This window comes from Parabacteroides sp. PF5-6 (assembly GCF_029504695.1).
Taxonomy (GTDB): Bacteria; Bacteroidota; Bacteroidia; order Bacteroidales; family Tannerellaceae; genus QVMG01.
Window position 1 is genome coordinate 48,449 of record NZ_JAQFIN010000006.1, and the last position, 21,787, is coordinate 70,235.

13 protein-coding genes are annotated in these 21,787 nt (G+C 46.7%); 1 reads left to right on the plus strand and 12 read right to left on the minus strand.

What is annotated here, in order from left to right; genetic code table 11:
* Position 1 precedes the first annotated feature (1 nt).
* Complete coding sequence (locus M2133_RS09185; RefSeq protein ID WP_277465815.1) at positions 2-1,210, minus strand: esterase; 1,209 nt, start codon at positions 1,208-1,210, stop codon at positions 2-4.
* Positions 1,211-1,586: 376 nt separating this feature from the next.
* On the opposite strand from M2133_RS09185, the gene M2133_RS09190 reads away from it, so the two are divergent.
* Positions 1,587-5,561: a hybrid sensor histidine kinase/response regulator transcription factor gene (locus M2133_RS09190; RefSeq protein WP_277465816.1), complete on the plus strand. Its 3,975-nt coding sequence runs from the start codon at positions 1,587-1,589 to the stop codon at positions 5,559-5,561.
* 70 nt (positions 5,562-5,631) lie between these two features.
* Here the strand turns inward: M2133_RS09190 and M2133_RS09195 are convergent, their stop codons facing one another.
* The 11 genes from M2133_RS09195 to M2133_RS09245 form a co-directional block, all read right to left on the minus strand.
* Entirely contained in the window at positions 5,632-6,450 is an 819-nt protein-coding gene (locus M2133_RS09195) for an MBL fold metallo-hydrolase (protein WP_277465818.1), read from the minus strand.
* A gap of 12 nt (positions 6,451-6,462) precedes the next feature.
* Positions 6,463-8,118 carry a RagB/SusD family nutrient uptake outer membrane protein gene (locus tag M2133_RS09200; protein ID WP_277465820.1) on the minus strand — a complete coding sequence of 552 codons (1,656 nt, stop codon included), beginning with the start codon at positions 8,116-8,118 and terminating at the stop codon, positions 6,463-6,465.
* 22 nt (positions 8,119-8,140) lie between these two features.
* Positions 8,141-11,233: a TonB-dependent receptor gene (locus M2133_RS09205; RefSeq protein ID WP_277465821.1), complete on the minus strand. Its 3,093-nt coding sequence runs from the start codon at positions 11,231-11,233 to the stop codon at positions 8,141-8,143.
* Between the two features lie 199 nt (positions 11,234-11,432).
* On the minus strand, positions 11,433-13,115 hold the full coding sequence (locus M2133_RS09210) for a PHB depolymerase family esterase (protein ID WP_277465822.1): 1,683 nt from the start codon (positions 13,113-13,115) through the stop codon (positions 11,433-11,435).
* Positions 13,116-13,435: 320 nt separating this feature from the next.
* A complete protein-coding gene (locus tag M2133_RS09215) occupies positions 13,436-14,152 on the minus strand; it encodes a DUF3784 domain-containing protein (RefSeq protein WP_277465823.1) in 717 nt (238 codons plus the stop codon).
* A 10-nt stretch (positions 14,153-14,162) separates the two neighbouring features.
* The gene (locus M2133_RS09220; RefSeq protein ID WP_277465825.1) at positions 14,163-15,347 is read right to left on the minus strand and encodes a DUF6383 domain-containing protein; all 1,185 of its coding nucleotides are present in this window, start codon (positions 15,345-15,347) and stop codon (positions 14,163-14,165) included.
* Between the two features lie 121 nt (positions 15,348-15,468).
* Positions 15,469-17,730, minus strand: a complete 2,262-nt coding sequence (locus M2133_RS09225) for an inorganic phosphate transporter (protein ID WP_277465826.1) — start codon at positions 17,728-17,730, stop codon at positions 15,469-15,471.
* A 103-nt stretch (positions 17,731-17,833) separates the two neighbouring features.
* Positions 17,834-18,553 carry a helix-hairpin-helix domain-containing protein gene (locus M2133_RS09230; RefSeq protein WP_277465827.1) on the minus strand — a complete coding sequence of 240 codons (720 nt, stop codon included), beginning with the start codon at positions 18,551-18,553 and terminating at the stop codon, positions 17,834-17,836.
* A gap of 376 nt (positions 18,554-18,929) precedes the next feature.
* The gene (locus M2133_RS09235; RefSeq protein ID WP_277465828.1) at positions 18,930-20,300 is read right to left on the minus strand and encodes a sodium-dependent transporter; all 1,371 of its coding nucleotides are present in this window, start codon (positions 20,298-20,300) and stop codon (positions 18,930-18,932) included.
* 21 nt (positions 20,301-20,321) lie between these two features.
* On the minus strand, positions 20,322-20,978 hold the full coding sequence (locus M2133_RS09240; RefSeq protein WP_277465829.1) for an ABC transporter ATP-binding protein: 657 nt from the start codon (positions 20,976-20,978) through the stop codon (positions 20,322-20,324).
* On the minus strand, positions 20,975-21,697 hold the full coding sequence (locus M2133_RS09245) for a tRNA threonylcarbamoyladenosine dehydratase (protein WP_277465830.1): 723 nt from the start codon (positions 21,695-21,697) through the stop codon (positions 20,975-20,977). Before M2133_RS09245 ends, M2133_RS09240 begins: the two co-directional genes overlap by 4 nt.
* Positions 21,698-21,787 lie beyond the last annotated feature (90 nt).

Consider the following 21,787-nt stretch of genomic DNA (forward strand, 5'->3'; position numbering starts at 1 on the left):
GCTAATTAAATAGCATCGGAGCAAACTGTGACAGATAGATCCGCCAGTTGTCCCAGGTATGGCCACCAGTGCTTTCGTGGTAGGTATATTTGAAACCTATCTCATCCATTTTCTTCATGCTTTCGATCACGCTTTTGTAGAGGAAGTCGGTCGAACCGCAAGCGATCCAGTACAGTTTGTAGCCATTCTTTTTCTGCGTTTCCAATTTCTTTACGAAGGCGTTCTGTGCTTCTTCGGCACCTGGGTTACCGGCACCCATCATCGCAGCGATAGGAGGTGCAGAGAATACTCCGACATAGTCGAATGTATTCGCATATTGGGCTGAGATGGTAGCTGAATGCATACCGCCCATCGACAAACCGGCTATCGCGCGATTCGCTTTGCCTTTCTTCACCCGGTAGTTATTTTCGATAAACTTGATCACGTCGCCGAAGCTATCTTCCATACTGGCAACGGCTTCTCTCGGGCCGCCACCCATGGCCGGCGTGTAGGCACGGTTGGTTTCCTCCGGTGAGGCATTGTTCTGTGTATGGCCGTTGGTCATCACCACAATCATCGGTTTGGCTTTGCCCTGGGCGATCAGGTTATCCATGATCTGCGCCGTGCGCCCCAAAGCGATCCAGGCTTCTTCATCGCCTCCTGAGCCGTGGAGTAGATAGAACACCGGGTAATTTTGTTTGTTATTCTCGTAGCCGGGAGGCGTATAGATGGTGATGCGGCGGTTCTCTTGCAGGGTCGGGCTGTTGTACCAGCGGCGGGCAACGGTGCCGTGCGGCACATCGTTCACACTGTATAAATCGGCCATACCCCCTTTGATAATGAAGAGATTGGTTATCGAGGCGACGTCGCGTTTCATCATGATGTTGCTCGGATCGTTCATCTGCAAGCCGTCGACAATAAAGGTGTAACTGTACAGTTCGGAAGCCAGCGGTTCGGGCGTAGTGAATTCCCAAACGCCTTCTTTATTTTCTACCAATGCGGCTACTCCCGGCGCATCGAATTGGCCATAGGGAGTGTCCATCTTCTGCGTCGGCAGGAAGTCACCCGTCACTTCAACCTTGACGGCCTTAGGAGCGCGCAGGCGGAAGGTTACGGTGTTGTTCTCGTGGATTTCGGGAGAGATAATTTGCGAACCTCCCCAAAGAGCTTGTTGCGCAAATGTTGTTACACAGATCAACAGCATTGTTGCTAAAATTGATATCTTCTTCATGGTTTTATATGAATTTAATTATAAATAAGTATTCTATATTTTACTTTCGATTGCACTCCTAATCGGTATTGCAATATTACAAATAAAGGAGAAACAGGTTCTTCTCAAAGCATGCAAATAACTTATTCTTTTGTTTAAATAAGGTTTTCTATTTGTTCAAAGGTTTGTCTATTTATTCAAATCTGCCTAAAAACACCTTTCCAAGAGGCATTGAAGCTATGCAGAGTAGATTTTAATCTATAGATTTGTAGACCTATCGCATGAAGTAAGAACATATACTAAATAGAGGTGCACCATGATAACCCAGAGAACGCTTATTCTTTGTTTGTTCTGTTTTCTTCTTTCTATTTCCTGTGCGCAGACCGATAACAGGGAAATGGTTATTGAGACTGACCATAGGATCGCCACTACCATTTCCAATCAGCAAATCACTTCATTTGCCGAGGACTGTTTTGGGAATATATGGATTGGAACGTTTCGTGGGCTTAACAAATACAATGGATATGAGTTTCATCAGTATTTCAATAGTTCAGACTCAACGAGCCTGAGCGATAATCAGATACGTGGGTTACTTAGCGATTCCAAAGGGCAATTGTGGGTCTGTACAGTATATGGTGTATGCCGTTATACCCATCAGGATAGCTTTGAACGTATCAAAGCCGAAGTCAGTAGGGAGTATGCCTATCAGATATTGGAGAACCATGAGGAGCGGATATTCGTCAACTTTGGTATGGAAATGGGCGTATATCTGCCGGAGGAGAATAAATTTGTATCAGCAACTCCCGAGTTGGCGGATAAGAACTTGTTTATCCGGGGTTGCTTCATCGACAGTAAAAATAATTTATGGATAGTCACTTCTTCTACTGTATTTTGCTATAACTCGACAACACTGGCACTGAAGGCAAGTTTCGACCGTTCCGGCCAAGACACGCATTACGCTTTCATGAGAGACAACGATGAATTATGGTTGGCATCGCTCAATACCTTATCTATATTAGATACACGTTCGGGCAAATACATAGAAAATCCTGACGGTATTCGTCGGCACCCCAAACTTTCAGGCGCGCTTATTCAGTATATGCATCAGGCATCTTCCGACGTGCTTTTTATCAACACGAATGAAGGAATGTTTGTTTACGACATACGAAACGACAAAGCCATCCATCAGGATGACTTCGGCCTTCCGTTGAATACGCCGAATGCTAAAATCACCACAATGTTTACCGATTCACAGAAGAATCTGTGGATTGGCGGATTTGACCAGGGCTTTACGGTTCAGCACAATGCAAAGGAACGTTTCAACAATAATTACTATTTATCATCCCATACACAACACCGTTCCATTACCTCGATACAAAAAGATAAAGAGAATAACTTATGGATGACCACCTCCAGAGACGGAGTATATGTTTATGATACGCTGGCGGAAAGTATCCATGCGGTAGAAACGCGGCAATTCTTTCCAGAAAAGGATGTGCTACGAAATGACCTGTCATCGGTATTTATCGACAGCAACAATGACATCTGGCTGATTGCCCAGGCCAAGCTCATTCGCTGCCGCTACGACAAAACGACACGGGCACTTTACCAGAAAGAGGTGCACTGGATGCCGGTAGATGTAGCTGAAATAACAGAAGATAGGAATGGAACAATCTGGGCGGGTACACGAAATCGTTGCATTTATGGATTACGCCGGGGAAGTGAAGCGTTCGAAGAGCTGCAGTTACACTCTTTTTCCGCTGTTTATTCCTTTATCAATGCCATAACGACTCTTTCAACCGGCGAAATCCTGGTGGCTTCTTATCCACACAATCCACAGTTCATTGATCCGGATACCTGGAATATCACCGAAGCATTCGATGTCTATCCTTATCTTCAAAACCGGCCGACGTTTATTCCGACCTGCCTATATGAAGATTCAAAAGGCGACATCTGGATTGGTACCATTGCCAACGAGATACTGCATCACTCGCGCAGTACGAATACCACCGAATGTATCTTAGGAGCTTCCTGCACGGATATTTCGTCTATCATAGAAGATACACAAGGGAATATGTGGATAAGCACGTTGTATGGCCTGAGTAAGTACGACCAGGCCTTAAACAAATTCACAAACTATTACATTGTGGATGGAATAGGAGGAAATCAATTCAACGAGCACTCAGTGTGCCGACTGGACAACGGAATGTTATTGTTTGGAGGAACGCATGGGCTGACTTTCTTTAATCCGATAGATGTAATATCAAAGCGTAGTGTTCCTTTGTTATTCGAGGATCTGAAGATACATAATCAACTGATTCGTCCGTTTCGCAGTGCGTGTATTGATAAACATCTAAACTATGCCCCTGTTATCCGGTTGAACCACAACGAAAGTAGTTTCACTGTTTCGTTCACTGCACTCGATTATTCTGAATTTGAACGGGTTCATTATCACTACATCATGGAGGGTTATGATAAATTCTGGATTGATGCGCGCAACAATCGTGAGGCCTATTATTCTAATCTCCCGGCAGGAAAATATACGTTCAAAGTGCGGATTACAAACAATGACGAGTCTATTCTGGAAGCGGAGAACTCCATCTCTATCATTGTCCGGCCGGCACCGTGGGCTACGGGGTGGGCATATGCCTTGTACACACTCATTATCCTGGCTATCTGTTACGTTATACTACGACTATACAACCGAAACCGATTGAGTAAACTGCGCATCGCTCAAAGTGAATTGGAGAAAGAACAGGAGAGGCGGCTCAACCAGATGAACATGAGTTTCTTTGCGAATGTATCACACGAGTTCCGCACCCCCTTGACCATGATCTCAGGACCGGTCACCCAACTCTGTAATACATCGGATATTACAGGAGATAACAAACAGTTACTTCTCATCGTTCAACGCAGCGTAAACCGGATGTTGAAGCTTGTTAACCAATTGATGGACTTCAATAAACTGGAAAATGACACATTACGGCTGGCTGTCAAACGAACAGATGTTATTTCAGAATTAAACCGGCTGATTGAGGTCTTCCGTATAAGCTGTAATAATAAAGGTGTGGCGTTGAAGACCTATGGATTGGAGGATTCATTCGTCACCTGGCTCGACACAGATAAGTTAGATAAGATCAACACAAATCTTATATCGAACGCATTGAAGTTTACCGAAAAAGGAGGAAAGATTACGATCCGGTTTGATGTCATTTGCCGCGCTGAGGCATTGAAGTTGTTCGCCCTGACTGATCAAGATATGAATTCGGAATACATACAAATATCTGTTACCGATACAGGATGCGGTATCCCGGAGGATAAATTGGAAAAGATTTTTGAGCGGTATTATCAACTCAATGAACAGATGAAAGGCTCTTATAACTGGGGAACAGGTATCGGATTATATTTTACCCGTTGTTTGGTGAACCTGCATCACGGCTACATCAAAGCGGGAAACAACGAAGAGGGAGGCGCTGTCTTCACTTATATTCTTCCGACAAATGATGCCTTATATCCTAAGCAAGAGCGTCTGACGGACAAGGAAACGCAAGAAGAGATTTATCCGATCCAAACCGAAGTGCAATGGTCATCCGAAGACGAAACAAAAGAGGCGAAAGAGAAACAACACAGCGTACTTGTTGTAGACGATGATACAGAAGTCGTTCATTATCTGAAAACCTTACTTTCACCCTATTATAAGGTGACCTGTCGCTTCGATGCCGAAAGCGCTTACAAAACCCTAAAAGAAGAGGCAGCAGACATTGTATTGAGTGATGTGGTCATGCCAGGCCTTGGCGGTTATCAGCTCTGTCGTATGATCAAAGAAGACATCCAGCTCAGCCATATCCCAGTGATTTTAGTAACAGCCAAGATAACCGTAGAAAGCCAGGTGGAAGGACTCGACACGGGAGCCGATGCCTACGTCACCAAACCGTTCGACCCGACCTATCTCTTGGCACTTATCAAGTCGCAACTCAAAAACCGGGAGAAGATACAGAACCTGTTGGTGAAAACCACCCAGACGGAGAAAATAGAAGAGAATGTACTTTCGCCACAAGACAATGTCTTTATGAAAGAACTCTACAGTTTGATGGAGAACGAGTTATCCAACCCGGAACTCAACATCACCCGCATGACCGAAGTGATGAAAATATCGCGCACCAAGTTCTATTACAAGGTGAAGGGACTAACGGGAGAAAACCCGAACGTCTTTTTCAAGACCTACAAACTCAACCGTGCGGCAGAGTTACTGAAGGAAGGAAAACATAATGTTTCGGAAATTGCTGATATGACAGGATTCAGTACGTTGCCTCATTTCTCGTCGAGCTTCAAGAAACAGTTTGGCGTATCCCCGAGCGAGTATCATGCGTAAATACTTTGTAAATAAAAACACCAGTATTTTATCGACAAAATACTGGTGTTTTGTTTGCGAAATACCGGTGTCAATTTATATTCTCAGAGTCGTAAACGATCATCGCAAAGCCATTCCGTGCAATCACGATGTTCTTGTTGTCCTTATCCGGAGTATAAGGATAATACACGGCGTTTACATCTTCGCCATCGGATATGCGTTTAGCCAAATCCTTTGATTCGATGAGGTAATCCAGATCAAGTGCTTTCTTGAGGTATGGATAATGACCGCAATAGATTCGGGAGATACCCGTATCGTTCATGATCTTTTCCATGCGAACACAAGATTCATAATACACCTTTATAGGCGTATGCGGAATCGTTTGTAACCAAACCTGTCCCGATCCGAAAGCATCACCGGTATAACAATCCCCATTCTCCTTATCCAAAAGGATAATGGAACCCGGAGTATGGCCCGGCATCAGATCGACTTCCAGTTGACGACCACCCAGGTCGAAGATCTGGCCTGCTTCCATATACAGGATCTCTCCTTTATAGTCTTTGGCAAACTGTTTGATCAACACACTGTCGTCTTTGTGTAACCAGACTTTCTCAAATTGATCGATGCAACCGATATGGTCGGGATGCGCATGCGTACCGATTACGATAAGCGGTTTACTACATAGTTGTTTGACGATCTGATCTAATCCATCACATGTTGTTCCCATATCGATTAGGGCGGCTTGTTCGTTGCCCTCGATCAGATACATGGTGGTGTTGTCGAATGTTTCAAATACCAAAACATTCTCCTTAAGTACGGAAACGGTTACCTGGTCGTTTTTAAAGACCTCCTGAGCTACCGTATGGACAAAAGGCAACAGGAATAAGCAAATATATAGTTGTCGTTTCATTCTATTTCAGTATTAATTATATCCGGGATTCTGTACCAGGTTACTATTTACTTGCAGCTCGGTCTCCGGGAACGGCAGATACTCATCCCGGTTCGGCGTCCAACCTGCCATAGGCCTTTCATTGTCGGTATAAGACAGGCTTGTCGTATATTGGGCATTATAAATACCTTGTGCCGTAGTGATATCATTATTCGCATTCGGAGTGATTATGAAAGTAGGCAACTTCTTACCCTTATCCGCTAAGACGGCAGGTGCGTCGCCCCAACGTTTTAGGTCTTGGAAGCGTATACCTTCCATTGCCAGCTCCAAACGGCGTTCCAGTTTAACATCATCCAATGTCACATTCGACTTAGAGGATAGTTTAGCTCTGTCGCGCACTAAGTTCACATACTTATCCGCGTTGGGCTGATCGCCGGATAGAACACAAGCTTCTGCAGCCATCAATAATACATCAGCGTAACGGATTACCGGCGTATTACTTTGGTTTCCGCACCAATACGCCACATTCTCATCATCCAAACTGGCCAACCATTTCAATCGGAAGTAACCTTCATTACCATATCGGCTACTTGTTGCATTCACCGCAATATTCATGGCAACCACCTGATCCCAGGTTTTGATCCAACTGGTGAGGCGATACCCGTCGACTCCCTCTTCCGCAACATAAGTATCGTAGAGTGATTTGCTCGGGTTAAAATAACCGTAACCACTTGTGGTGTTGAACCGGTAATGTTGAGAAGATTCCGCTCCGGCAATAAAACCATAGCCAAAACCCCAATTCCCCAGAATACCCATCCAACCGCCCTGGGCATACATATTAGACGGATCATAATGACGAACACATTCCAAGACATACTCTTTACTCCCATTGCATACCGGATGATAGAAACCACTGATATCATCAACCAAGCCGTATTTCCCGGAATGGATCACTTTCTCCAATTCGGTTTTAGCATTCGCATACTTGCCCTGGAAAAGATACGCTTTTCCCAATAAAGCATGTGCCGCTTCAATCGTAGCCCGTGTGCCACCATCTATATCATTGATGGATGCTTTTGTGGTCAGATTCCCGGAATGAATCGCTTCATTGAGTTCAGACTCGATGAAACTCCATAAGGCTTCTTGTGTTGAATTCGCCACTTGAAACTCATCACTTGTTTTTAGTATCTTATCCACCAGAGGCGGAGTACCCCACAGGGTGGTCAACTCGAAATGGCAAAGCGCTCTGTAGAACTTAGCTTCCGCTATATTCCGGGCCTTAATTGGGCTATCGGGGGTAAACTTTTCAATGACTAAGTTGCACAGATAGATCGTTTCATATAATTTTTTGTAATAGTTTTCTACCCATCCGTTGGTTGCGGTAGTCGCACTTTCATAGATTTCCTGCGCAGAGATTTGGTCAGAACGTATCCCGCCCGTATTGAAATCGTCTGCCATAAAATTCTTCATGTAAAAACCATTCGCATAATGGTTGGCACCACTGCCTGCTCCCGAGAAAGCCCCTCGCCATGAATTGTACACGGCAGCTAAAGCACTTTCACTATGCTCGTCTGTCTGGTAGTAGCTGTTTTCGTCCTGTACTCCTTGCTGCGCAATATTCAATAAATCCACATCGCATGACTGGAAGATAAATGCACACGCTATAAAGGAACATATAATATGTTTCATTTTCATATCTTTTCGTTTTTAATTAGAATGTTACCGATAAACCAAATACAACTTTCTTTGTCATGGGATAGTTTCCGTAGTCGACACCCATACCGCTGGTAGAGGAAGCAGAAACTTCAGGATCAAGTCCCGGATAACTGGTAAACAAGAAGAAGTTATCCAAAGACGTGTACACTCTTAAGTTGTCTATTAATAATTTCTGAGTCAATGATTTCGGGACGGTATATCCCAACTGAATTTGTTTGATGCGGAAATAAGATCCGTCGAATACATACGCATCAGACAGGCTGTATTTATCTGCGTTCAACAAGCTGGGTTTCGCATACTTCCGAACGGTACTACCGTCGGCCGTCCAACGTTTGTCGTACATTTCTTTCAAAGAGTAAGAGATGGAGTTATAGCTATAAGACATAAATACATCGTTACCTACCGAACCGCTACCAAAGACAAGGAAATCAAAGTTTTTGTAGTTCGCCGTCAACGTAATGCCAAAAGTATAATCCGCCATCGGTTTGCCGATTTGCACTTTGTCGCTGGCATCGATCGTACCGTCTCCCGTATGATCTTTGAATACCGGACTGCCGTTATCATCCAGGTGATCTACCTGATAGCCTCTGAAATACCATACCGGGTGTCCGACTTCGAATGCGGAGAACGAACCGTTGGAAGCCTGTGTGGATGAACCGTCGATACGTCCGCCACTTACATTAGGATCCAGATAGGTTACTTTGTTATTCAGTGTAGCTACGTTGGCAGCCACAGAGTATTTAAAGTCGCCTATATTATCTTTCCAACTGGCTTCAAGTTCAAAACCTTTATTCTCAACATGGCCTGCATTCATCGGAGCGGATTTATTTCCAGCTTCGAACGGAATGACAATATTGGATACGATCAGGTCTTTTGTCTTCTTCTTATACCAATCCATGCTGAAACCAAACCGATCGTTTAAAGCGCGCATATCGAGCCCTATATTCAATTGTTCGGAAGTTTCCCATTTCAGGTTTGGATTGTATAATTGCGAGGGTTTTGCCGATGTGGTATAACCTAACTGACTATTGGTAAACGAATAGCCTGCTGCCGAAGTAGTCAGCGCGTTAGAATATGTATAACCACTCAGGTTGCTGGTGCTTCCGTTTTGCCCCCAGCTCACCCGTAGTTTAGCGAAGCTAATAGGCGTATTATTATTATCTGTAAAGAAATCTTCATTAGAAATCGTCCAACCGGCGGATGCCGAAGGGAAATATCCCCATCGGTTTGATGTCGGCAGAATAGAGGTATCGGCAGCATCAGCACGCAACGAGAATTGTGCCATGTAACGACTCCGGAAGTCATAATTCAATCGTCCGAAATAAGACAGTTTGCGATAAATATTATGATACCCTGCGGTTGTTTTGACCGCGTCACCTGCCGGATAAGAAACATCGGCGTAAAGAGGATCATCCATCGCTGTTTTATCTACTGCCGCGGACAAATACGTCAAGCGGGTCTGACTATACGACATACCCAGGATAGCCGCTAAGTTATGTTTATCTAATAAGGTAGTATTATAGTTCGCGAAGTTTTCCCACTGGTAATAAGAGGTCGACGTATTGGTACGCGTCGCTCCATTCCTGTCTTTGTTCGACACGGAAGCGGAACCATAAAATAAATGCGAATAAGAATAAGTATTTGCGTTTGCTTCTCTGAAACCCAGTCTGGACGTAAATACAAATCCTTTAAATGGGGTCAGATTAGCATATAACGTTCCCATCAACGTATTGCCGTAGTTCTTTCGGTCGCTCCGGCGAATGGCTACCATCGGATGGATTTGTTCCATGCTACCTAAGGTACTGTAATAATCGCCATTGTCGTTCGTGAGAAGTGTAAAGCCGTTTGCCTGGAGCGCTTGCATCGGTAAAGGAAGTGCATCAGGAGCATAGGTATCTGCGTAATAAGCCGGCATTGTCATTACGGTAGAGATCATACTCACGTAAGAGGAGTTGCCACTTCCGTCTGAGATCATCCGGCTTGTGTACTTGCCATAATTTGCGTTTACACCCACCTTCATCCAGGGTTTGATGTTGTAGTCGGCGTTTACCATCACCGACAAACGTTCGTATACATCTTTGTTTTCACGAATGATCCCATTGTCAGACAGGTTGCTGAGTGAAAGATAGAAAGATCCTCTGTCATTCGCTCCTTGCATATTGACGGTATGCCGGGTGGTAGGAGATGCGCTGAATGCCACATCGTACCAATCGGTGCTCGACACGCCATCCCATGTACCGTTGTCGATCAACTCCTGAATATTTGTATCTGTAAAGGTCGCATCCCGCTCTTTTCCTTGTCCCAAGGCTTCCTGTGCGTTGAGGAGTTTGGGGCGTCGCGACAGACTATTGATCGAGTGTTGCATATCGTATGAAATACTACTCGTCCCTTTGCTTCCGCTTTTTGTGGTGATCAATACCACACCATTACCCGCCTGCGCACCGTAGATCGCTGCCGAGGCAGCATCTTTCAACACCTCCATGCTTTGAATGTTATTCGGATCGACGGAGCTCATATCCGAAGCGATCAGGCCATCAATCACATAGAGTGGATCAGATGTACCGTTAGAAGAAAATCCACGGATACGGATCGTTGGTGAAGAACCGGGTTGTGAAGAAGTGGAGATCAGTTGCACACCGGCGGTTTTCCCTTGCAAGGCTTCTTCCACCCGTGTGATTGTGCGATTCTGGATATCTTCGGCTTTCACGGAAGAGATCGCACCGGTCAGGTCGCTTTTCTTTTGTACGCCATAACCAATAACTACAACCTCGTCTAACGCTTTAGAATCTTCAATAAAAACGATATCCATTCTTGTGGCGATGGCTTTCTTCTCCTGGGTGATATAACCAATATAAGAATATACAATGGTTGCACCCTCTTTTACAGATAAGACATAGTTGCCATCCAAATCTGTAATAACACCATTTGTGGTGCCTTTTTCAAGTACACTCACTCCGATCATCGGTTCACCTGTGGTGTCGACAATATTGCCGGAGATTCTCGTAGACCCTTGTGCCAATATGGGAGGTAACCCCATAAAGAGTAACAATACGAATACCGTCAGTCTTTTCACTACTTTGTTTTGCATAATTGTTTTTTTAAGTTTAACACTGCAATGTTACTCTATATGTCAAAGAGCGGCTTTTTCGGGTGTGTAGAAAACTTTTCTGTTTGTTCAAAGTCGTTTTCTTACTTGTTCAAATAGTTGTTCAAATGTTTAAAAGCTGCCCTTAAGCACATCATTGATGCGAAAAGGGCAGCTTTTGCCAGATCGTTTATCCCCTTGTTTAGGGATTATAAATCAGTTCTTTTGTTTCCGGATTGCGTGCGAATAGCTTAAAATAATCCCACATCAACTGTGCGGCAGGCTTAAAATTCCAATGCCCATAATCCATTACAGCCACGAGTTTGATCAATGGCACATTGCCTTTGTATAGGGAACCGGTTTCCATTGAAATATTCTTATTCGTATGTAGAGTTTGACGGTCTTTCAATTCCAGTCCAAAAAGACCATACTTATTGAAATCCAATCGATCAACAACAGTCATTCCGTTCATCGTCTGGTACGTTCTCCAGGCATGGAAGAACGTATTTTCCTGCCAGTTCTCCGAATTGGGGAACGGAACGGTTTCGTCCTCTGTACCGGTAACGGAGAAGTAGGGCATCTCCACACAGGCCCTCTTCTGGATCGCTTCATTAAACAAGGCTTCCAAACTATAGCCAAAGGCATAACGGTTAGGAATCAGACCGGCCGAATGGCCTCCTACGGCAGCAAACAGATGTGATTTACGGATGCCAAGAGCTGTTGCCGTTGCCGATCCTGCCGAAAGCCCCTCGGCATAAATACGGGAAGGATCGAGTTGTGGATAGGTTTCCAATAGATGATGAACAACCATTTCAATGCCATCCAATCCCATGGGGGCGTATCCATTGCCTTGCCATTCCAGTTCGGCCACCATAAAGTTTTCTTTGGCGCAGACTTCGATAAAGCCTGAGGTCTCTGCCTGTGTACGGGGATCGTTGTTATTGCCATGCAACAAAAGCAGAAGAGGCACACTGGCCTTTGGTGCATTCTGTATGGCCTTCGGATGGAATTCATACCACAAAAAGGTACCGGTTCCAAGCAGGTCTTTCTCAACAGCCAACCGGGTCACATTCCATTCCTCAGGCATAATATAAGGTTCCAACTGGTACGGCCCGTATTGATCAAAGCCGGTTCCGAAGTACCAGGTATGCTTGTAGTTGTTGAAGCGATAATTCTTACTGAGTAGATGTGTCCAGGCATCATCAAATATTTCTTGTAATGACTTTTGCTTGTCCGTACTCACTACCACTTGTAACAAGGGTTCCTTTTCGTTTGTATAAAAAGAAAATTCGCCCGACTTACCTTGCATCACGGCTTCATTCCGTTTGATATAAGAAGAAGCCACTCGCTTGCTATTCGCTCCGGCAATAAATGCGGGAACAGAGGCCCCAACGGATTTAAGGCCGGAAGATTTACCGTTAATAGAAACTATTCCGGCAACCGGCCCGGCATGATTGGCAATCGTGTTATTCACAAAAGTAGCCCCCGCGCCTATGCCAATGACCTTCAGGTTGGTGAAAACACGTAATTTATTCAATAGTTCTTTGTACGCATCTAAGTCCTTTACACTATCATAATGCTCCCCGATGGGGTTTACAACACTCACTGTCGCCGAATAGGTAGACAGATATTTATCGATGCCTAATTCACGGATCAGAGCTTCCGCCTGTTCTTTATCACAAGGTTTATCGGGATAGATCATAAACCAGGGTGAAAAACCCGGAAAACGTCCGTCCACACTCTTTACTGTATCACGGTATAGAAATACCTGTTGCTGTAATCCCGGAAACTCTTTCAGTGTAATATCCGAAGAAGACATGGCTCCCCCTGTTATCACAAACATAAAGGTCAGTAAACACGTAATAATTAACTTGTTGTTCATCATAATGCAGTTTTAAATAATTGATTCTGCAATATTAGAGAAATGAAACTCAAGTCTATTTCCTGTGTGATCAAATGTTTTTCTTTTTGTTCATATCACTCATCTCTTCTTTCTTTTTTCATATAATTCAAATACTTTCCTACACATTACGTTTTGCGCCATCTTTTTCCTGAGAATGACAATATGATAAGTTAAAAAGTGTTTCTATATATAGTGCGGGCTCATACTATATATAGTACGGCGTCATACTATAGGTAGTATGCGCGCGTACTACCTATAGGAGTTACAAAGTGTCAAATCGGGTGAGCTATGAAAGCCGATATTCACGGTACAGCTACCGCTTCGTAGAGGGCGTAGATCTCTTCCGGGGTACTGCGGTTGATGATTACTGTGCCGTTCTTTTGGGTCGTGAGAACCAGGTAAGGTGGTTTTCCGCTATGGAGGTACAGGCGGCTACGCCCGTAATCCTCCATTTGGAAATGTCCTTTGTGATACCGGGCAAAGCTGAGCCCGTTGTTTCGTATTTTTGCTCTGGGAATGTTTTCGGTCACTTCCGCTTTCGTAATTTCCGCCAAAGGGATTTTTATACGATAGGCGCCGGAGATATTAACCATTCCGTTTTCAATGTTGATTTTAGCCGGTTGGGCAGCCTGGATGATGCTTCCGAATACGAGAATCGTGATGCCGGCAGCAATCCAGCCTCCTATTTTGCCTGCTTTCGAACGGGGTATCTTTTTTGTGTCCTGCTTGCGATAGTTCAGGATAAAGAGGATGGCTACACCTCCGAGGGTGACCACTAGTCCAAGGTATTCGTTCCACGCAGACAGGCCTATGCGGTCCAATAGAAAGGGTACAGTCATCAGAATGAGCCCCATGATACAAAAGATCGTACGCATCCGGGAAGCGACCGGACGGATATCGATCTTCTCCCTTTCTTTTTTCGGCAGGGTGTTATACCCGCTGATCAACATCGGGAATTTATAGACCAGAAAACCCAGTACTATAAAAAAGAGACCGATCCAGAGTTCTGCTTTATCCATAATGTAAAGGTTATTTAACAACAACCTTTACCGTTTTCCGGTCGGTCTGCAAGAGATAGATGCCGGCCGGCAGGGCGATCCGGTGGTTGCCGGCGGTGAGGCGGATGTTTCTACGGGTGATGCCGTCGAAAGTCAGGATCTTCAGTCGGGTAGCTTCTGGGGTGTAGATCTCGATCTGGCCTTGTCCACCGTGGATGATAAGATCATCCGTCGCGATTCCTGTGTTGGAAGAAGGATTATCCAATGCGATCCCGTCGATAAAGATGGTCACCGAGTCGGTAACTGCTTCGAGGGTGTAGTAACCATTCCAGTCCACCTCGAGCGTGTCGCTTTTGCTGGTGGTGACAAAGGGTTCCGACAGCGAGTATTTCGGATCGAGGGAGAGGTAGAACTTAAAGTTTCCGCCATCGGGCACGATATGGGTGCCGGCTTCCGGATCGGTCGTGACGCCTTCCACCTCGGGCAGGGTCACATCGTACGACATCTTGACTTCTGCGGTGTTGGAGATGATTTCAGTTCTTGCATTCTCATATTCCGCGATGGTACGGTAGCGGTATTGGCCGGCACGTTTCACCTCATGTTCGACAGAAACAATGCGATTCATCACCGGGATATAGAGGGTGTCGATGTCGTACCACCAAAGTATGTTTTTCCGTTGGCAGATCAAGGTCAGCGTTTCAGGAAGTTCAATCGGTTGAATAATATTGGGATCGAGCTGCTGCTGGCCGACCACCAATACATGGGCAAAGGTAGCTACCGAGTCGTTATGTACTTCACTGCCTTCGATCAGGCCGGATATAACCGGGGCAACACCATTGACTACCTTGATCGAGGCGGTCGAATCGGTCAGGAAGGCATTATTGGTAACATGCTGGTCGTCGAGTTCCGGCAGGAAGGTATTGCCTTTCAGAAAAACTGTTCCGTTATTGGTGATCTTACCGATGGTGTTCTTGCCGTTTCCACCGGTCAGTTCGATAAGGATATCCACGCCGGCATCGACAGTTAGTACGTCTGTTTCTACCTCATTAAAGGTATAGGTGCCTCCCGCCCCTTCGGCAAAGGTGATGGAAGTGTGTACGCCTGTAATTGTTTGAGGCCCGGGAGTTGATATCGTTGTTTCTTGCGCCATCGCCTGAAAAGAAGAAACCGAAAAGAAGAATACGGATAAAAATACGTGTAAAATTATTCTTTGCATAATCATAATGTCTTGAAGTTCATACTATACTGATGCAATAAGAACCGGAAATGCTGCTTCCCCGGTTCTTACAAAGATACAATTATGTCTTGGATATCCTTTCCAAAGCGTGTGAAAAGAGCTATTCCATCTGGAATTTACGGCTGACCTTGATCAGGTTGGTCGTAAACATCAATACGTTTTGCATCTCGTGCAGGATGGTCAGATACAACAGGCTGGTCTTGGTGCTGCTGGCTCCGTTATCCATCTGAATGCGTTTGAGTTCGCCTTTTTTGTATTGGATCAGTTTGTTATTCAACATGCCCGATTCGGAAACGAGATTCGGCAGATTGAAGTATTCCCGCTCCCGGATCATGCCCGCGCAGTTGTGCAGGAAGGCAGTGATCTGCGGCATGAATTTCTTCAGGTCGTGAACTTCTTCTTCGCTCAGGGGGTTGAAGTTATTGTCGATATGCTCTTTGGCGGGTTCCGACAGACGCAGGATACTGTAGATCACCTCACTGGCAAAGTCGTTGCCCTGGTAGTAATACAAACCTTTGTCGACGGCGATATCATTTTCAATCTGTGTCACGCCCAGTGTGCCGACCCGTTTGATCTGCTTGAGGTGGATCTTTTTCTCCTGCAAGTCGTTCCATACCTGGCGCAGGTCTTTCAGGTTCCAGTCGATCACATCATTCACCGCTTTGTCCAGGTTTTCCGCGGCGAAGGTAAGCAACGCCTGATTTTCTTCCCGGCTATGCTTGCGGAAGAGGGCGAGCGCTTCGCGTGAGTTGGTGGTCTGGCTCAGTTGGGCTACCGTTTCGTTCACCTCCGCTTTCAAGGCTTCTTTTTTCATCTTTTTGCGGTAGGCCATCTGGCTGCGTATCAATGAATAGGCGGCAAGGGCGACCATCGCGGCCATCGCGGGAATACCTCCCCAGTAGATCAGGAGCGCCACGATAAACGCAATGCTAAAGGCAGCGCCGGCAGTGATAAACCAGCCCCCGATCACCGACAATACCCCGGTGATGCGATACACCGCGCTTTCACGTCCCCAGGCCCGGTCGGCCAGCGACGTACCCATCGCCACCATAAAAGCAACATAGGTGGTCGATAACGGCAGTTTCAGGGAGGTACCAATGGCAATAAGCAGACCGGACAACACCACATTGACCGCCGCCCGCACCAGGTCGAAGCTGGCTTTGTTCTCCAATATGATTTCCGTATGATTGAAGCGGCTGTCGATCCAGTTCTTGGTTGTCACCGGCACCACACTCAACAAAGAAGAGGATATATTACTCGCTTTGCGCACCAATACGCGGGCCACCGGTGAGGTTCCGAAATTATCATTTCCTTGTGCCTGGCTGGCCAGATCGACCGAGGTCTTGATCACATTCTGCGCTTTCTTGGAAGTAAACAACGAGATGACCATAATCGCACCGGCACCGATCAGGAAATACCAGGGTGTCTTTGCCGATTCCAAGAGGGAAGTCATCAGGAAGGTTTCGGGCGTGGTGGTTCCACCCTGCGCCATCAGGTCCATATACGAAGAATAGCCTACCAGCGGCACACCCAGGAAGTTCACCAGGTCGTTACCCGCGAAGGCAAGCGCCAGGGCGAAGGTACCCAAGAGAACAACTATTTTCAGGACATTCACTTTCAGCCAGGTCAGAACCTGCATCAGGACAGTAAAGAACACAAAGCTGCCCAACAGGAAGAGGCCGGTATAGGCATCAATATAGGCTTTGATCTCCGGTGTCATAAACGAACTGCCTTTCAAGCCTTTGATCAGCATAAAATAGATGATCGAAGTGGTAGCTATGCCGCCGAACAGGCCGCCGAAGTATTTCAACGGCTTGCGGTAGTTGAAGGTGAAGATCAAACGGGAGAAGTATTGCACAACTGCCCCGAAGATAAAGGCAATCGCTACCGAGAGGAAGATCGCCAGGATCATCGTGAACGCTTTATCCGTATTGATCAGGTTAATGAATTCAAGCTCTCCGGAGGAATGAGCCACCTTCATCAGGGCGATAGCCACCGTAGCACCCAAGAGTTCGAACACCAGGGAGACGGTCGTGGAGGTCGGCATACCCAGGGAATTGAAGACATCCAATAAAACCACATCCGTCAGCATAACCGCCAACAGGATAAACATAATCTCATTGAAATAGAAGTACTGCGGTTGGAATACCCCGTGCCGCGCCACGTCCATCATGCCGTTCGAAAGGGCGGCACCGACAAAGATACCTATCGCTGCCACGATCATGGAGGTGCGGAAAGAGGCCGCTTTGGAGCCGATTGCCGAATTCAGAAAATTGGAAGCATCATTACTCACCCCGACATTCAGGTCGAAGATCGCCAGGATAAAGATAAAGATGACTAAGAATAAATAGAATGTTTCCATACTGATATAATCTAATTTGAGGCAAAGGTCTGAAATATATATTTCAGGCAGGTTGCGCCCGTGTTACAAACCTGTTACAAAAACAAACGGAGAATAGAAATGGTTATTCAAAACCGACATAGGGTTCGATCCGTATGCGGTCGGCTTCGGTAAATTCCTCCAGGAGGATGAGGTTCTCCCACCCGGTGAGCTTCCCTTTTTGCTTGCATAACTGCTTGATTACTTTAGCCTGGCGATAGCTGATATAGGGGTGGCGCGACAAGGAATCGGCCGGCAGCCGGTTGATTTGTTTCTTCCGGATCAGTGCCGGATTGACACAAAACCATTCTTTCAGTGCGTGAAATCTTTCTTCATCGATCCCGTAGACCTCACTGAGCTGGTCGACCGAATGGAATCCGCCCAACAGGTTCCGGTATTTCACGATACGGTTGGAGAAAGCGCTGCCGATGCCGGGCACCTTTTTCAGGATCAGGGTATCGGCGGTATTGAGTTCGACCAATGTGCCTTTGGGGTACTTCTCTATGCGGGCGGGAGCTTTGTCGTAGAACGGCTTCCGTTCAGGCGTGATTCTTTCTTTTGCCGACTCTTTTTCCGGCAACACAGGCATCTCCGGCAGTTCGGCTTCCGCCGTTTGTGTGGCAGTGTTCAAAGGATAAATACATACGGGATAAAGAATTTGCCCGGCATTCGTTTGCCTTCCCGTCAGGCGGGAATGTTCCCCGGTCAACACCAAAATCAGCCACGCCACCGCAATCAAGGAAGCCAGAACAATCAACGCCCTCCGCTCCCCTTTGGAAAAATAAAAAAAGTCACGCCATTTCATAGTTTAGGGGTTTATATTTCTTTTAGATTTGATATTCTTAATGCCTTTCTTCTCTCCATCGCAGCATTAATTCCCAGCCTTCTTCGAGAGAATAGAAAGGTCCTTCGTCCGCTTTTAGAATTATAGCGTCCAATTCTTCCGCACTAATATCTATTTCGGGAAGTCGTTTCTTTTCTGGGGGAGAGACTGTTCTAGTTGACATAATGAAAACGATTTAATTCTTTACAAAGATAGTGAAAGCCGAACGCAGAGGCAAGCTTGCTTGACTATGCTGAGGTGCATCCTATCTTCTGCAAAGATAACAAAATCAACCAAATACGCAAGATCTCCATTGCTTTTTCTTCGGCGCAATACTGGAGGCTTTGATAACAAAGGCTTAGAAAAACCGCTGAATGCCCTTGATCACTCCCAGTTCGTTCAGGAAGACGATGCCGATCAATACCGGGGCGATATACTTCATAAAGAAAGAATAGGTATTGAAGAAATAAAAAGGCACGGTTCCTTCGTTGGTCAGTTCGGCTTTCAGGATCTTTTTGTCGACGCGCATACCGACGAAGATGCAGATCATCATGCCGCCCAGGGGTAACATGATCTTGGCCGTCACGTAATCCAGGAGATCGAAGAAGGTCAGGCCGAAGAGGGTGTATCCTTTGAATATGCCGAACGATAGGGAGCTGATCACGCCCAAGATCAAAACGCCCGTGGAAACCAACAGGGCAGCTTTGGCGCGGGAGAATTGAAACTCTTCATGTACATAGGCGGTTGCTACCTCATGCAGGGAGATTGTGGAGGTGAGTGCCGCCAAGCCCAACAGGATGAAAAAGATAAACGACCAGACATTGGCCATCGGCAGTTGGGCAAACACATTGGGCAGGGTGATAAACACCAGTTCGGGTCCCGCCGTGGGTGCGATGCCGAAGCTAAACACCGCCGGGAAGATCATAATACCCGCCAGCAGGGCAACCAACGTATCGAGCAGGGTCACCTGCAAGGCGGTGGTCTGCAGGTTGGTCTTTTTATTGAAATACGACGAATAGGTGATCAGGCATCCCATACCGATACTCAACGAGAAGAAGGCTTGTCCCATAGCACTTAATGTGACCGAAGAGGTGATCTTGCTGAAGTCCGGTTGGAACAGAAACGCCAGTCCTTTATCCGCATTCGGCAATGTGACGGAACGGATGCACAGGATAAAAAGAATCAGGAAAAGGATGGGCATCATGATTTTCGAAGCCCTTTCAATGCCGTTTTTTACCCCCGAAACGATGATGATATGGGTGATGGTGATAAAAGCAATCGTCCAGGCGATCGGGCGGATCAGGCCGGAAGAGAAGGCCGAGAATTCGGAGGCGAACACTTCAACGGATTTATTGGCCATCGGCGAAGTGACCGATTGCAGGATATATTCTAAGGTCCAGCCGGCGATCACGGAATAGAAACCGAGGATCAGGAAAGCCGCCAATACGCCATTGTAACCGATCAGGCTCCACCGGGTGCCCGGCGCCATGGCTTTGAACGCTCCGGCGGCGTTCTTATGGGTGTGCCGCCCGATAAAAAACTCGGTGATCATCACGGGCAAGCCGAGGATCAGGATACAGATGAGGTAGATCAACAGGAAAGCCGCGCCTCCGTTCTCGCCGAGCATATAAGGAAAACGCCAGATATTACCCAGTCCGACAGCACTACCGACGGTGGCCATCAAAACGCCTAATTTACTTCCAAAAGTGACTCTCTTGTTTTCTGTCATAACTGTTCCTCCTGTTTAAATTTATTCCGGGGTGATTATTCCGTCTCTGATATGTATGATGCGGTCGGCATTGGCCGCCAGCCGCTCGTCGTGGGTGACCAATACGAACGTCTGCTTCATCTGATCCCTCAACTGGAAGAAGAGGGCGTGCAGTTCTTCTTTATTCTTGGTGTCGAGGCTTCCCGAAGGTTCGTCGGCCAGGATCACAGCGGGATTGTTCATCAGGGCGCGGGCTACGGCTACGCGTTGTTTCTCGCCGCCCGAAAGCTCCGCCGGTTTGTGAGTCATCCGGTCGGTCAGCCCCATAAAGTCGAACAGCTCTTTGGCACGCTTCTCCGCCTGGGCCGGCTTCTCACGGGCGATCAGGGCGGGGATCATCACATTCTCCAGGGCGGTGAACTCGGGCAAAAGCTGATGAAACTGAAAGACAAAGCCGATATTCTGATTGCGAAAGGCCGACAACTCCTTATCGTTCATGCCGTGTATCCGGGTGTCGTTGATGTATAATTCGCCGGCATCGGGTGCGTCCAGGGTGCCGATGATCTGCAACAGGGTGGTTTTGCCGGCGCCGCTGGGTCCGACAATGGCGACCACTTCGCTCTTTTCGATCGACAGGTCTATGCCTTTAAGCACCTGCAGCGAGCCGAAACTCTTTGTAATGTCTTTTGTTCTGATCACTTTGTTTCAATATTTCGTATGACATGTGAAGCCAGGAAGCAACCGAAGAGGGCCGGCATATACGATACGGTGCCTGCCGTGGTTTTTTTGCATGCTTCGTCGTCGACCTCGATAATCGCGTCCATATCCGCTTTCTCTGTGGAGTAAACCACCGGAATGCCTTTGCGGATGCCCAGTTTATGCAATCGCTTGCGCACCATCTTCGCCAGCGCGCAATTGTACGACTTGGAGATATCCTCGAGCTTCACCTGCGAAGGATCTACCTTCGCTCCGGCGCCCATGGACGAAACGACCGGAATACCCAGGGAGATGGCTTCTGCCAACAGAAACACCTTGGGACTCAAGGAATCGATGGCGTCGACAATGAAATCGAACCGCCCTTCCGCCAGTACTTCGTGCGTACGCTCGTCGCGCAGGAACTCATGTAGGACCGTGAGCTTCAGGCGCGGGTTGATATCCAACAGGCGCTTCCCGACAATCTCGGCCTTGACCTGCCCCAAGGTCGAATGCAAGGCCGGCAACTGCCGGTTGAGGTTGCTTTCCTGCACCGTATCCGCATCGATAATCGTCATCTTCCCTATGCCGGCGCGGCAGATCTGTTCGGCAGCATACGCCCCTACTCCACCCAGGCCAACCACCAATACATGGCTGTGCGCCAGGTGCTCCAACCGCTCGCTACCCAGCAATAATTCGGTTCTACTGTTCCACGAATAACTCATCTGTTGTTCTTTGCAGACAAAACTATACAAAAATCCGTAATTATCTACTAACTACCCGCGACTAACTATTGGAGCAAATGCGGAGGGGTG